The 14,743-nt window shown below is 34.7% G+C and carries 8 protein-coding genes; 1 reads left to right on the forward strand and 7 read right to left on the reverse strand.

From position 1 onward, the window contains the following. Window positions 1-160: 160 nt before the first annotated feature. Together ACXAFS_RS01265 and ACXAFS_RS01270 are read right to left on the reverse strand one after the other, a co-directional pair. Window positions 161-4,039, reverse strand: a complete 3,879-nt coding sequence (locus ACXAFS_RS01265) for a M14 family zinc carboxypeptidase (RefSeq protein ID WP_475304776.1) — start codon at window positions 4,037-4,039, stop codon at window positions 161-163. 202 nt (window positions 4,040-4,241) lie between these two features. Further along, a complete protein-coding gene (locus ACXAFS_RS01270) occupies window positions 4,242-6,980 on the reverse strand; it encodes a M43 family zinc metalloprotease (RefSeq protein ID WP_475304778.1) in 2,739 nt (912 codons plus the stop codon). Between the two features lie 167 nt (window positions 6,981-7,147). Here ACXAFS_RS01270 and ACXAFS_RS01275 point away from each other — a divergent pair, with 167 nt between their 5' ends. Beyond that, a complete protein-coding gene (locus tag ACXAFS_RS01275; protein WP_475304779.1) occupies window positions 7,148-8,839 on the forward strand; it encodes an ABC transporter ATP-binding protein in 1,692 nt (563 codons plus the stop codon). Window positions 8,840-9,203: 364 nt separating this feature from the next. Here ACXAFS_RS01275 and ACXAFS_RS01280 read toward each other — a convergent pair whose 3' ends face one another. The 5 genes from ACXAFS_RS01280 to ACXAFS_RS01300 all read right to left on the reverse strand — a co-directional run bounded on the left by ACXAFS_RS01280 (window position 9,204) and on the right by ACXAFS_RS01300 (window position 14,691). After that, window positions 9,204-9,857 (reverse strand): CoA transferase subunit B, encoded by a 654-nt coding sequence (locus ACXAFS_RS01280; RefSeq protein ID WP_475304780.1) that lies wholly within the window; start codon window positions 9,855-9,857, stop codon window positions 9,204-9,206. 3 nt (window positions 9,858-9,860) lie between these two features. Further along, on the reverse strand, window positions 9,861-10,562 hold the full coding sequence (locus tag ACXAFS_RS01285) for a CoA transferase subunit A (protein ID WP_475304781.1): 702 nt from the start codon (window positions 10,560-10,562) through the stop codon (window positions 9,861-9,863). 91 nt (window positions 10,563-10,653) lie between these two features. After that, entirely contained in the window at window positions 10,654-13,014 is a 2,361-nt protein-coding gene (locus tag ACXAFS_RS01290; protein ID WP_475304783.1) for a penicillin-binding protein 1A, read from the reverse strand. A gap of 5 nt (window positions 13,015-13,019) precedes the next feature. After that, window positions 13,020-13,523, reverse strand: a complete 504-nt coding sequence (locus ACXAFS_RS01295; protein WP_475304784.1) for a gliding motility lipoprotein GldH — start codon at window positions 13,521-13,523, stop codon at window positions 13,020-13,022. After that, window positions 13,507-14,691 (reverse strand): PSP1 domain-containing protein, encoded by a 1,185-nt coding sequence (locus ACXAFS_RS01300; protein WP_475304786.1) that lies wholly within the window; start codon window positions 14,689-14,691, stop codon window positions 13,507-13,509. Before ACXAFS_RS01300 ends, ACXAFS_RS01295 begins: the two co-directional genes overlap by 17 nt. Window positions 14,692-14,743 lie beyond the last annotated feature (52 nt).

Below are 14,743 nucleotides of genomic sequence, written 5' to 3' on the forward strand. Positions count from 1 at the left end.
TTCTTTTTAATCTATAAATACCTACTCTATTTCATTTTAAAACAATGTATGGAAATCCCATGCATTGTTTTTCTAAAAAGTAGGTTAGGTTTATTTGTTGCATAAAATACGAAAATAGCCTGGAATATTTCCAGGCTATTTAAAAAAAGTATTTTAAAATCTATCTTATAACTATCTTTTTAGTTATTCTATTTTGTCCGTTATTAAGTTCTACCAAATAAACCCCTTTTGTAAAACTTACTGTATTTATTGAATTAAAAGTACTGTTTGCGGCCAAATCTTTACTTAATATCTTTCTTCCGCGTATGTCGTATAATCTTAATTCTGTTTCATCGCTAAGAAGACCTCTTACTACTAATTGTTGCACATCAACATTAGTATAAATCTGAAGCCTATCAAGCTCTGAGATTGTTGTTGATAATGTACTCTGACCAAATCTTAAGTAAAATCTTCCAGTATCTGATAAATCTGTACTAGGTGTAAAGGTATAATCAGAATTATTTAAGTGTGTTATTGCGCCTGTTACAACATCTTCTAAATAAATATCTTGAGTAACATTAGTACTTTCTAAGCTAATTACTAATTGTTGTCCTTGAGTAGCATTAACACCTAAAGGAATTAGTGTTGAATCTTCAATGTCATTTAAGCTAATAGATTGAATTGCCATATCTAATCCTTGATTATTTTCTGCTAGCTCAGAATAGATTGAAAAGTTTGTTGGTGCACCACCAAAATGCTCTGCATCATATCCTAAGTCTAATCCTAAAGATGTATTATCATTAAAATAGATTTCTGTTTCTGATACACTTCCTGAGGTTGTCATTCTTAAAATTGAGTGACCAACATTATTTGTTCTACCTGCTATGAAATCATCTGAACTACCGATAGCTCTCATTGAAGAGGTAAAAGAAATATTAGCTCCACCATCTTTTGATGATACGAAGAATCCTTGACCTGGAGCAATTAAAGTTCCTGGGTTAGCATCTGAGTATGCTAAATTCCAAATTGTCCAATTACTTCCGTTAGAATTGTCAGCATCGTATCCATAAACAGCAGCACTAAATGTATCTAACTCTGAAATGTTTGCTGCTAAGAAATCTGAAAGCGAAATATAAGTTGTGTAAGGGTTACCTATTAAATTCCATTTGTCATAATTAGAGCCTGTTTTCTCAATAGGAATTGTAACATTACCTGTACTTACATCTCCGGTAAAAGTAAATGTCCCATCATCTGTAGACGCAACTCTGTAACCTATACCAGCCTCTAAGTTTGTTACCTCGTTATTTGCATATAACACATATTGGTTAGAAGGCTTTTCAAAAGGCCCAAATAAATATTGGGTTTGTCCTGTATTTGATAAAACATTAGAATTATTAGATAAGAAATTAACGAATGTTTGTCCACTTACAGGTGGTGCAATTAAATCATTACCATCTGCATTGGAGTTAACATGCCTATTATATTCTATGTTTCCTGAAACGGTTCCGTCTAACATTAAACTAGAGAACTCATTAGAATCTGAATTTAAAATAAAGTCACCATTGTTAGTTATGTTTCCTGCGACTGTTACAGATTGGCTTTTATCAACATTTATTGTAGCACCAGAGTTTATGGTAATGTTGTTTACACTAATAGCAGCGTTAACATTGTAAGTACCATCTTGTATAAGAACGTTTTCTGTAGATGTAGATCCATTTGGTGCACTTGGATCCCAAGTACCACCAGAATAACGTAAACCATTATATTTTACATTAACGGTGTAATCTTCAACCTCACCATCAAAATTGGTTTGACACGACGTTGGGTTACTGTTATATCTAGTTGAAACTCTCATTCTCGTCGGTCCAAAATTCATACTTTCAGGAATAGTAATAGATAATGTAGGCAAAGCTCCGTTTGATACATTGTTGATATCTCCTAAATCATATTCCTCTCCACTATCTCCAAAATCTCCATTTTTATTCCAATCAATCCATGCGAATGCATGGGCTGTATAGTTTCCATCTGTATTAACTCTAACAGTAAGATCTACTGAAGTCCCTTGGGTAACATTTGTACTAATGTTAGTAAAATCTTCGTATCCGTTATCCTTTGTTGGACCGTCAATATTATCTATATCACCAAAAACTACTCGTGTAACTCCCGTTTGGTATTGAGTATTCCCTGAAGAGGTACAATAACTTACCGGTAACGTTGTAAAAGAGAAAGCTGTAGAATATGCTGACGCATTTGCGTCACATAAAGATCTTACTTCAAATTCATAATCTGTATCTGAGCTAAGTCCTGAAAGATTATAAGAGTTAGTTGTTAAGCCTAAAACATCTGTCCATGCCGTAGCACCTACTTCTCTATATCTTAAATCAAATGTAGATCCTGTAGATGTCCAGCTTAAAGTTGCAGAATCTGCTGCAATAGAAGTGGCACTTAAACTAGCTGGTACAGTAGGTGTTAATGGTGTTAGCAAAATATCAGATAAATCTACTGTTGAGTAATCTGAAATTGATTGACTGTTTAGTGTAACTGATTGATAACATGGTGCACTAATCATTAAATCATAAGTACCTCCTTTAATTGGTCTGTAAAAATCACCATTTGTATCTGAAGAAACTTCTGATCCATAAGCATCATGACCTACAACTGTAATTGTTGCGCCTTCAATTGCATTAGTCGTTACGGCATCCTTTACAATTCCTCTAAATCCATAAGTACCTTGAGTTAGATAGTCTAATAAAGCATCTCTGTTATAGTACCAATAATCTACTAGAGAACTTTCTGGTAAAATTTTAGTATCTGATAACTCAATAGTTGTCTCTCTACATTGTTGATATACATTCATATAATCTTGGCGACCACCAAAAACTCTATACCATTCAGCCCCATGTGTTACTCCTGGGCTTTGTCTATAATAATTATGCCACGCTTGACTACCTGCATTTCCATCCCAATCATCATCATCTGTCATGTAAGACGACTTGTTATTATATGTTGGTGTTGATGTATTACCAGCATTAGCATCTGTTTGACAATGTGTAGCATATTCTACACCAACAAATTCATACCAATCTGTATCTGCATGTTCATATTGAGATGTAGCATATGCATTATCAAAAGGATAGTTAACAAGCTCTGTACCACCATGAAAGTTTGCTGCAATCACAAAATTATGTTGATCAGCAAAGTTCATAAATGCAATAGTTTCTGTTTGATATGCTTCACCATCTGGATGTGCACCCGCAACATTATCTGGATAATTTCTATTTAAATCTATATTATTACCATTACCTCTTCTTGCTTGTGTAACAGAGGTGTTAGATGCACTATTATGATATGTACCATCTGGGTTTGCACTTGGGTTAATCCAAATTTCAGCATTCTCTACTAAATTTTTAACCCTTGCATGATCCGCATGACCAGGATCGCTATACACCGTTAAGATATAATCTATTAAAGTTAACATCATAGGGTAACCAGCAATTTCATCACCGTGCATAGAAGATGTAAACATCAGCTTTGGTTCTGCTTCGTCAACAGAAACATTATCAGAAATTTTAACGAATAAAAGTTCTTTATCGCCTTGTCCCGTGGTTCCAATACTAATTTTTTCAACTAAAGCTGGATAGTCATCTTCAAAATCTTGCATCTGTTGTGCATATTCAGCATAAGTTGGATAACTTCCTAATGGAAATGTAAGTGTAGACATCATATTCCTACTTGCGAGAGGTCTATTATCATAAATGACCGACTCATCAACTTCATTTTCGTTTTCAGGCACTTGGTAAGGAATATTCAATGCTTCAAAAAGCCTAAATTGTTCCTCATTAGCCCAAGCCTTTACTGTATTAGTATTTGTGTCAAAATGAACTATTGAAAGATTATTTTCAAAGCTCTTCAAATTAGCAACATCAGTAATTTGGAAGGTAAATGTTAATTCACCCTTAGTTTCAATGTAGTTTTCTGCTTTTATTTTTTCTGCATTCTGAGCATTTATTGTAAACAGAAATAAGAGGGTAGCGGTTAAAGCTAAAGTAATTTTTTTCATTTGTTTTGGGGCTTTAAATGAATATTTGTGTCGGCTAATATATTATAAATTATTTCAAATAACAGATAAAATGCATAAAAATTCGATGAAATGCATATTAACAAATACTTAAAATACCGTAAGTAACTGACATATAAATGTTTGAAAAATAAAGTCCAAACAAAATTGTTTGGACTTTATCATTATTTATAAAGAAGAAGAACTACTGTTTAATGAACTTTTTAGAAATTACCTCATCACCAGCGTTGACTTCAATGAAATAAACACCTTGAGTAAGTGACTCTACATTTATTTCTTTAACAGCATTTCCTCTTAGCACTGTTTGGCCAAGCATATTTACAATACTGTACGAAGTCTCAATATCTCTATTGCCATTAAGACTTACATGTAAGATATTTTTAACTGGGTTAGGGTAGATTGTAAGTGACGCTAATGCCAATTCATCTTCATCACCTAAAATATCTGTTCTAGTTCCAAACTCTACCTTTCTTGTGCCAGAACAAGAAGTTTCGTAAACCTTAACATTAGAGAATGTAGAGGTGTTACCTGAACCAGCATCATTATCGTTAATAAACACAAGTCTATCCATTGTTCCTGTATAAGAATCACCAACAGGTATTACATAAGTAGTTGTACCACTAGTATAATTGTCGTAGTTAGTAACACCATAATTCTGTGTTCCATAGAATTTAAAGTAGAATGAAGACGTTAAGGAATTATCATTTTCAAATCCTATTCCATGTATTTCGCCTTCTGATGTACTACTAAACTCTAATTCTATAACAGTATTAGCTGTAACAGTGTAAGGGAAATCAATATACTTCCAGGTGTTATTAGTTAATGTAAGTGATGCGCCTCCACTACCAATAGAGTTTGCACCATTACTATCTTGAGTAGAGAACGAGTTAAGCGTATAATCATTAAAGTTTAAAGTATCACACTCTGTTCCTCCACCAGAACCATCTGTACTTAATTGTAAGTCGTCTATTGCAATATCACTAGACCAACTAGAACCCGTTGTACCAACAAAACGTAAACTTACAACCTGACCTACATAAGAACTTAAATCTACAGACTCTGAATTCCACTGATTACCTTGGTTTCCAGATAATGACCATAAGGTAGACCATGTATCTCCTTCATCGAGAGATGCTTGTAAAGTTATTGAACCTACACTTGTACCATACATATGATTTTGGAAACTAAATGTAGCTTGTGACTCACCCGAAAGATCAAAACAAGGGCTTTCTAAAATAGCTGTAGCATTTGCACCTATTTGTCCTGTGCTTCCATTAGTAGATGCCTCTAAGAACATATAGAAAGAACCATCAGCACCAGAACTTGGCCCTGTATTAGAAGAAGGTGTACCATTAGAATCATTTACCCAATCTCCATCATCTCCACTTGCTTGTGTCCATCCATCACCAGACTCAAAACTTTCAGTATAAGGGAATGATGTCACAGTAGATGTACATGTAGAAGGCACAACACATGGTGCACAAGAACCACCGCAATCAACACCTGTTTCATCACCATTTTGAATACCGTCGTCGCATGTAGGTGCAGCACCTCCACCAACACAGAATTGAGTTGCTTCTGAACTACCAAAAGAACCACCCGAAGCCAAAGAACCTGAAGCGTCTGTTACTGAGTAAGAGCCATTTCCGTAAGAACAGCAAATACCATCACCATATGCATCGTTTATTGTAAATGTGTAACAACCATCTGGCAAACATAAATCCTCACTGATTGTAGAGCCATCTGGCTGAGAACCATAAGTTCCACCCGAAGCTACTGTTTGACCAGAATCATTAGTTACTGCCCAAGATGTTTCTTCAGGATAGTTATCAAACGTAATAGAAACATTAACTAAGTTATCGTTACATCCTGTTTGACATGGAGCACATGAACCACCACAGTCAACACCTGTTTCATCACCATTTTGGATACCATCTGAACATGTTGGAGTTGTTCCTCCTCCACTACATTTATCAGATAAGGCTAGACTTCTTCTTACACCTCCTGGTTCTAAAATAGCACGCATTCTGTCTTTTTGTCCTTGAGTAAATAGGTTCATACAAGAGTCATCACTATAATCCATATAGTTTTGTACCATATCAGTAGTTCCACAAGAAACATGTCCTGTTGCACAACCATAGTTTGCCGCATCTGATGTTGGCGTGTCGCTAACAAAATCATCAGCACTACAATTTCCATCACCCCAAATGTGTCTTAAGTTTAAAAAGTGACCAACCTCGTGAGTTGTTGTTCTTCCTAGGTCAAAAGGAGCTGACAGGTAAAATCCAGATCCTCCTGCACTACTTCCAAAATATTGAGGACTCATTACAACACCATCAGTAGAAGCACTACCACCAGGGAATTGAGCATACCCAAGGATACCTCCTCCGATATTACAAACCCACATATTAAGGTATTCTGATGTATTCCATGGATCAACACCACCTTGCGAAGAACTTTTCATAGCATCATTAGTTCCCCAAGATGTTCTTGTAGATGATTTTCTGGTAATACCATTAGTAGTATTACCGTTAGGATCTACAGTTGCCATACAAAACTGTATCTGTGTGTCAGCTGCTTGAGACCAAGTATTGTCCGCATCAGAATTCATTCGTCTAAAATCATCATTTAATACCTGTATTTGAGACAAAATCTGCGCATCACTAATATTCTCATTAGAATTACTGTAAATAACGTGTACAACAACAGGTATGGTAATAATATCACCATCAATTCTGTTTTGTGTCATTTGAGAAATCTTAGTCTGAGTATACTGCTCAATTTCTTGCATCCTATTTTCTAAGCCTGGATCAAGCTGTTTTCGATACTCTAAATTTTGCATGGTTGAACATTCCCTTTGTTGGGCTAACAAGCTTCCAAAAAGTAAGAAGCACATAAAAACTAATGTAATCTTGTTTTTCATGTAAAATGTTTAAATAGTTAATGGTTATTTTGTTAAAAATCGAATGAAACTATTAAAATTTTGTTAATATAAAAACTCATCGAAAACGTTTTCGATGAAATACATCAACTTTAAAAATTATTACGTTTTTACCGTAAAGCGTTTGAAGAAAATGACTACATTTACTTATGGCAAACAAAAAAATGCTGAGTGTAAACGGCTTGAATATTTCTGCATTTAAGTCTAATCATGAACATAAAATCATTAATGATATATCTTATGATATTTTTGAAAATGAGATTGTAGCTGTTGTTGGTGAGTCTGGCTCAGGCAAATCAGTGTCTTCTCTTGCTATAATGGGCTTATTGCCAAAACATGTTTTGAAAACAACTTCTGGCAGTATCCATTTTGAGGATAAGGATTTAACACATACTTCCGAAAAAGATTTTCAAAAAATACGAGGTAATCAAATTGCGATGATTTTTCAAGAGCCAATGAGTTCTTTAAATCCTTCGATGCGATGTGGTAATCAGGTTGAAGAAATTTTAAAACAGCATACTAACTTATCTGCTTCAGAAATTAAAGAAGAAATTTTAGAGTTATTTGAAAAGGTAAAATTACCCAATCCCAAACGAATTTATAAGTCCTATCCGCATGAGATTTCTGGTGGGCAAAAGCAACGTGTTATGATTGCGATGGCTATTGCTTGTAAACCAAAAATCCTTATTGCTGATGAACCCACAACTGCTCTTGATGTTACTGTACAAAAAGATATTTTGTTACTTCTAAAAGAGATACAAAAGGAAACAAAAATGAGTGTTTTGTTTATATCTCATGATTTATCCCTTGTCTCGGAACTTGCAGACAGAGTTATAGTAATGTATAAAGGCGAAATAGTTGAACAAGGTGATACTATTTCAATTTTCAATCAACCAGCACATAATTATACTAAAGCACTAATAAACGCTAGACCTTCAGCAGACTACAGACTTAAAAAGCTACCTACAATTTCGGACTTTATGAGTGGTGAAATTAATGAAGACATAATCTCACAAGAAGATAGAAGTATTAATCATAAAAAATTATACGCTCAGCAACCTTTACTTGAAGTTATCGATATTGAAAAAGTTTACCTTTCTAAAAAAGGAATGTTTTCAAAAGACATAGCATTTAAAGCAGTAGATGGTGTTAGCTTTAAAGTATTTCCTGGTGAAACCATTGGTTTGGTTGGTGAGTCTGGTTGTGGCAAATCTACTTTGGGCAATGCCATACTCCAATTAGATAAGGCAACTTCAGGTATTATTAAATATAAAGGACAAGACATTACAAATTTAAATACGGAAGAACTTAGAGCCTTAAGAAAAGATATTCAAATTATATTTCAAGATCCATTTGCATCACTAAATCCAAGAATGACTGTTGGAAATGCTATAATGGAACCTATGAAAGTTCATAACATTGGTAATTCTTTTGAAGACAGAAAAGAGAGGGTCTTAGACATTTTAATAAAAGTTGGCTTAGAAGCTTCAAGCTTTTATAAGTATCCTCATGAGTTTTCAGGAGGGCAAAGACAACGTGTTGGTATCGCCAGAACCATAGCGCTACAACCTAAGCTTATTGTCTGCGACGAATCGGTTTCTGCTTTAGATATTTCTGTACAAGCACAAGTACTTAACCTATTGAATGATTTAAAATCTCAGTTTGGGTTTACCTATATTTTTATATCTCATGATCTTGCTGTAGTCAAATACATGGCAGACCAATTACTGGTAATGAATAAAGGTAAAATTGAAGAAATTGGAGATGCAGATAAAATTTATACTTCTCCTGAAAAGGAATACACTAAAAAATTAATTCATGCTATCCCAAAAGGGTTATAGCATGAATATTTTCTTAGTTAACTTTAAAACACCTGAAATTACTCTCATGGTGTTTTTTAAATTCGAAAAAAATACATTTTCGTTTAACGTAGGTTCTGGTAGATTTGATTTGGTTTTCATAAGCTTTAGTTTATGCTAGATTTGGGGCAAAATCTGTAAATTAAGTTTATGGTAAATTAGGGTTAATTTAGTTTTTGATTTGGGATGACTAATATCTAATTATTTTTTAATTTATCTGACAAAATACATTATAAATCGATGAAACGCACATTTTTTTAACATTTGTAATCTATTTCATCTATTTTTCTTACAAAAAAGCCACATAAAAATATGTGGCTAATTTTTCACTTATATATACAAGTTACTAAATCTTCATCTCAGGAATATCACCTTCTATAATTAAATGTCCTTCTGTGGCATTTTTTATTTCTTCTACAGTAACACCTGGTGCACGTTCTAACAACTTAAAACCTTTTGGAGTAACTTCAATCACAGCTAAGTTAGTGACAATTTTCTTTACACAACCTACACCAGTTAATGGTAAGCTACACGATTTTAAAAGCTTTGATGCTCCGGCTCTATTAGTATGCATCATGGCAACAATAATATTTTCTGCACTTGCAACTAAATCCATTGCGCCACCCATTCCTTTTACCATTTTACCTGGTATTTTCCAATTAGCAATATCACCATTTTCAGCAACTTCCATTGCTCCAAGTATTGTTAAATCTACATGCTTACCTCTTATCATAGAGAAGCTCATTGCAGAATCAAAAAAAGAAGCTCCTGGCAATGTGGTTATAGTTTGTTTGCCTGCATTAATAACATCGGCATCTTCTTCACCTTCATATGGAAATGGACCCATACCAAGAACGCCATTTTCGCTCTGAAACTCAACTTCAATATCTTCTCTTACAAAATTTGCTACCAAGGTTGGTATACCTATACCAAGGTTTACATAGTAACCATCCTTCACTTCTTTTGCAATTCGTTTTGCGATTCCGTTTTTGTCTAACATAATTTAGCTGCGTTGTCTTACTGTTAAATTCTCTATTCGTTTTTCATAATGAGACCCTTGGAAAATACGCTGTACAAATATTCCAGGAATATGTATTTGATTTGGATCTAACTCTCCAACAGGAACAAGCTCTTCTACCTCAGCTACTGTAATACTTGCTGCACCACACATGTTGGGATTAAAATTGCGTGCTGTACCTTTAAAAATAAGATTCCCTGCAGCATCACCTTTCCAAGCTTTAATAAACCCAAAGTCAGCTTTAAAAGCATGCTCAAGCACATACATTTTACCATTAAACTCTCTTGTCTCTTTTCCTTCTGCTACTTCTGTACCATAACCTGCAGGTGTATAAAATGCAGGAAAACCAGCCTGTGCTGCTCTTGCTCGTTCTGCCAAAGTTCCCTGAGGAATTAACTCTACTTCGAGTTCTCCTGAGAGCATCTGACTTTCAAATTCGTCGTTCTCACCAACATACGACGAAATCATTTTTTTTATTTGTTTTTGTTGAAGTAATAACCCAAGACCAAAATCGTCTACTCCTGCATTATTAGATATACAGGTTAAGCCTTTTACATTTAACTTAACAAGTTCTGCAATGGCATTTTCAGGAATACCTGATAAGCCAAAACCACCAAACATAAAGGTCATATTATCCTTTACACCTTGTAAAGCTTCAGTAACATTAGCTACTTTTTTATTAATCATAATTGCATATTTTTCCTTTTGGAAAAATACAAAACAATGCTATAAATTAATAGTTTCTTGTAAAATAAATAAGGGTGTGACTATGGAGTCTTTATTCGAAATCTATCTCAATTTCTTCATCGTTTGTCTCGTCATCAGTATCATCACTAAGGTCTCCTTCATCTTTTACAGTACAATCTATATTGATTAATAATTCTGAAGGTTTTTCAAACTTAGCTTTGGAGACATTGAGTGTTTCATCTGCATAACAAGCTTTCATATAAAGTCCCCAAATTGGTAATGCCATAGATGCACCTTGCCCATAAGTAATTGATTTAAAATGAGCAGCTCTATCTTCTGCACCAACCCAAACTCCGGTTACTAAATTTGGTACCATTCCCATAAACCAGCCATCACTTTGGTTTTGGGTCGTACCTGTTTTACCTGCTATAGGATTAGTTAATTCATAAGGATAGCCAGTCATTATCTCTCTATACATAGCATTCCACTTATCAAAACCTTTGTGTCTAAGTCGTCGCCCTGAACCTGCTTGAGTTACCCCTTCCATAAGGTTGACAGTAACATAAGCAACTTCTTCGCTCAATACATCTTTGCTTTCTGGTGCCACCTGATAAAGTACTGTTCCATTTTTATCTTCAATACGCGTTACCATTACTGGTTTATTGTAAACTCCTTTATTAGCAAAAGTAGAATAAGCAGCTACCATTTCATATACACTAATATCAGGAGTACCCAAGGCTATGGCTGGTACTGGTAAGATATCTTGCTCCACACCTAATTTTTTGGCCATTTCTACTACTGGTTGTGGACCAATTTCATTCATTAAACGTGCGGTAATAGTATTTGTAGAACTAGCTAAAGCATCTTTTAAGGTTTGTTTACCAGAATAATTACCATCCGAATTTTTAGTTGTCCAAGATTCTGGATTACCAAATTTATTGGCCTCAATAGTGATTGGAGTTCTTGGGAACGAATCGCAAGGCGAAACCTGTAACTGATCTATAGCTGTAGCATACACAAAAGGTTTAAATGTAGAACCAACTTGTCGCTTACCTTGCTTAACCATGTCGTACTTAAAATGCTTATAGTTCATACCACCAACCCAAGCTTTAACATGGCCATTAGAAGGATCCATAGACATCATTCCTGGGCGCAAAAACGATTTGTAATAACGCATAGAGTCTATAGGTTTCATAATGGTATCTACTTCTCCAGGTTTTCCATCTACCCATTTAAAAATTCTCATTTCAACAGGCTTGTGAAAGGACGCTTCAATCTCTTTATCAGATTTACCTTGTTTTTTCAGAATTCGCCATCGTTCACCTCTTCGCATTCCTGCTTTGAGTAAATCATTTACTTCAGATTTTGTTAATTCTAAAAATGGTGCTGTTGGATTTCTGTCTGGTGTGTTTTGGTGGTCAAACTCTGCTTGTAATCTTGGCATGTGCAAGGCAACAGCTTCCTCAGCATGTTTTTGCATGCGTGAATCTATAGTTACAAAAACCTTTAATCCATCACTTGTTATGTCGTATTTGCTTCCATCTGGTTTTCTGTTGGATTCTTCTTTAACCCATTCCTTCATGAAACCTCTTAAATACTCTCTAAAATATGTAGCAATCCCTTGATTGTGTGTTTCTGGTGTGTAGTTTAAATCTAACTCTGTGGCTTGTAATGAATCTTTAACTTCCTCAGAGATATACTCATATTTATGCATTTGAGACAAAACCACATTGCGTCTATTTTTTACACCAACGGGATTCCTTCTTGGATTGTAAAGTGATGAGTTTTTAAACATCCCAACCAACATTGCAGATTCTTTTAGGTCTAGATCTTTTGGCTCTTTACCAAAATAAATCCTTGCCGCTGAACGTATTCCATCACCATTGTTACCGAAATCATAGATATTAAAATACATAGCAATGATTTCTTCTTTGGTATATTGTCTTTCTAATCTAATTGCAATAACCCATTCTTTTATTTTTTGGGTTAATCGCTCAATTGTGCTTTGAGATGCAACTCCTACAAACAACTGTCTTGCCAATTGTTGAGAAATGGTGCTTGCACCACCTCTACTCCCTAAAAAGAAAAAAGCACGCAAAGTTCCTCTACCATCAATACCTGAATGTTCATGAAAACGAGCATCTTCTGTTGCTATTAAAGCATCAACCAAATTCTTTGGCAAATCTTCATAACTAACAGGTGTACGATTATCATTAAAATAAAATTTACCCAAAGTAACACCATCTGATGAAATTATTTCTGTAGCTAAATTGGTCTCAGGATTCTCTAATTTAGTGTGATCTGGCATTTCTCCCAAAAGTCCCCAAGAAGCAAAAAGAAATAATAACACTACGGCTAGTACTCCTCCTGTAAAGAGCATCCAAAACCATCTTACATACTTTGAGAAATCTACTGTTACTGCTTTAGATTTTGTTGTCTTCTTTTTTGCCATAATCCTTATTTTTGAGCCTGTTCTACCCTAAAACCAATATCCGTAATGCCTTCTAAATTTTCAACTCCGTTAACCTCGCCATTTTTTCGCATAGCATGTCGAATACTTACATTGTAACCTCCTTTTTCAGTAAATTTAAAAGGAGCTTTATATCCTCTATACCAAAGTTTGTTTTCTTTAATATCTGTAAATCCTGAACCCAAAAGTTCTCCGCTAGGCGCAGCCATTTTATACTCTAAAGTATCCGTTACTGCCTTACCGTTTGGGTAACTTAGCTCTACTATAAGAAACAAATTACTGAATGCGTAATCATTATTGTTTCTAAGATTGACGTAAAGATTATAATTATTGGTTGTGTCTGGTGCTTTAAAATTAAAGGATGCTACAGAATCTTTATGCCATTTATCTGGAACAGATTTATACTCATCAAACACTGCATTAGAATCGCAACTTGCTGCCAAAAACAAACTTACAAGTGCTAGTAATAACCTATTAGTTCTTCTTTGCATTTTGTTTTTGATTGCGGTTTTTGTTACGATTTTTGTTTCTGTTCCTATTCTTATTACGTTTCTTTTTAGGTTTTGGATTATCGAAGCGTGTTAAACTATCCTGCCCTACAACGTTTTCAAATTCTGTTTTAGTGTCTTGTATGTGTTCTGCAGCATATTCTTCAAGACTTGCAACTTTTTCCTTTTTCTTATTTTTTGCAATTATTTCATTGGCTTGTTCAGTGGTAATAACGTGCCAATTCATCCATTCGCCTTCATAGGCATACCACATTAAGCCTTTAAAAATATCTGTCTTCTGACAGACAGCAGTTCCTTTTTCGGTATATAACTTTGTATCGTTTTTAGGAAAAGACTTCAGAGCATCTAAATAGGCATCTAGTTCATAATTAAGACAGCATTTAAGCTTACCACATTGTCCTGCTAATTTTAAAGGGTTTAAGGATAGTTGTTGATATCTGGCTGCTGAGGTACTTACGGATCTAAAATCGGTTAACCAGGTAGAGCAACACAATTCTCTTCCACAAGAACCAATTCCTCCAAGCCTTGCTGCTTCTTGTCTAAAACCAACCTGACGCATCTCAATCCTTGTTTTAAACTCTCTTGCAAAAACCTTTATTAACTCTCTAAAATCTACACGTTCTTCTGCTGTGTAGTAGAAGGTCGCCTTGCTACCATCTCCTTGATATTCGATGTCAGAGATTTTCATTTTAAGATTAAGGTCTATGGCAAACTGACGTGCTTTAACCTTCATTGGTTCTTCCTTATCTCTAGAGCTCGACCAAATATCTATATCTTTTTGTGATGCTTTGCGGTAAATTTTTAAGACATTCTCTGAGTCTTCAATGTCAATTTTTTTACGTTTCATCTGTACACGCACCAATTCACCGGTTAAGGTTACCATACCTACATCGTGTCCAGATTTTGCTTGAGTAGCAACAATATCTCCAATACTCAGAGTAAGATTTTCGGTGTTTTTATAGTATTGTTTTCTGCCGTTTTTAAAACGAACCTCAACACCTATAAAAGGTTCTTGTCCGTTTGGAAGCGACATATTAGCCAACCAGTCAAAAACTGTGAGTTTATTGCAGCTATCTGTGCCACAAGTCCCATTGTTTTTACATCCTTTTGGCTGACCATCTTTACCAGTTGCGCAACTGTTACAAGCCATATAGAATTATATATATTGAATCTAGACTATCTAAAGTCTAAATAAAGGATTC

It is taken from the genome of Winogradskyella sp. ABM4_392 (assembly GCF_056160445.1).

Coding starts and splice junctions, on each gene's coding strand:
- ACXAFS_RS01285 (WP_475304781.1), bottom strand. CDS start 10,562: ATGATTAATAAAAAAGTAGCTAATGTTACTGAAGCTTTACAAGGTGTA.
- ACXAFS_RS01270 (WP_475304778.1), bottom strand. CDS start 6,980: ATGAAAAACAAGATTACATTAGTTTTTATGTGCTTCTTACTTTTTGGA.
- ACXAFS_RS01275 (WP_475304779.1), top strand. CDS start 7,148: ATGGCAAACAAAAAAATGCTGAGTGTAAACGGCTTGAATATTTCTGCA.
- ACXAFS_RS01295 (WP_475304784.1), bottom strand. CDS start 13,523: ATGCAAAGAAGAACTAATAGGTTATTACTAGCACTTGTAAGTTTGTTT.
- ACXAFS_RS01280 (WP_475304780.1), bottom strand. CDS start 9,857: ATGTTAGACAAAAACGGAATCGCAAAACGAATTGCAAAAGAAGTGAAG.
- ACXAFS_RS01290 (WP_475304783.1), bottom strand. CDS start 13,014: ATGGCAAAAAAGAAGACAACAAAATCTAAAGCAGTAACAGTAGATTTC.
- ACXAFS_RS01265 (WP_475304776.1), bottom strand. CDS start 4,039: ATGAAAAAAATTACTTTAGCTTTAACCGCTACCCTCTTATTTCTGTTT.
- ACXAFS_RS01300 (WP_475304786.1), bottom strand. CDS start 14,691: ATGGCTTGTAACAGTTGCGCAACTGGTAAAGATGGTCAGCCAAAAGGA.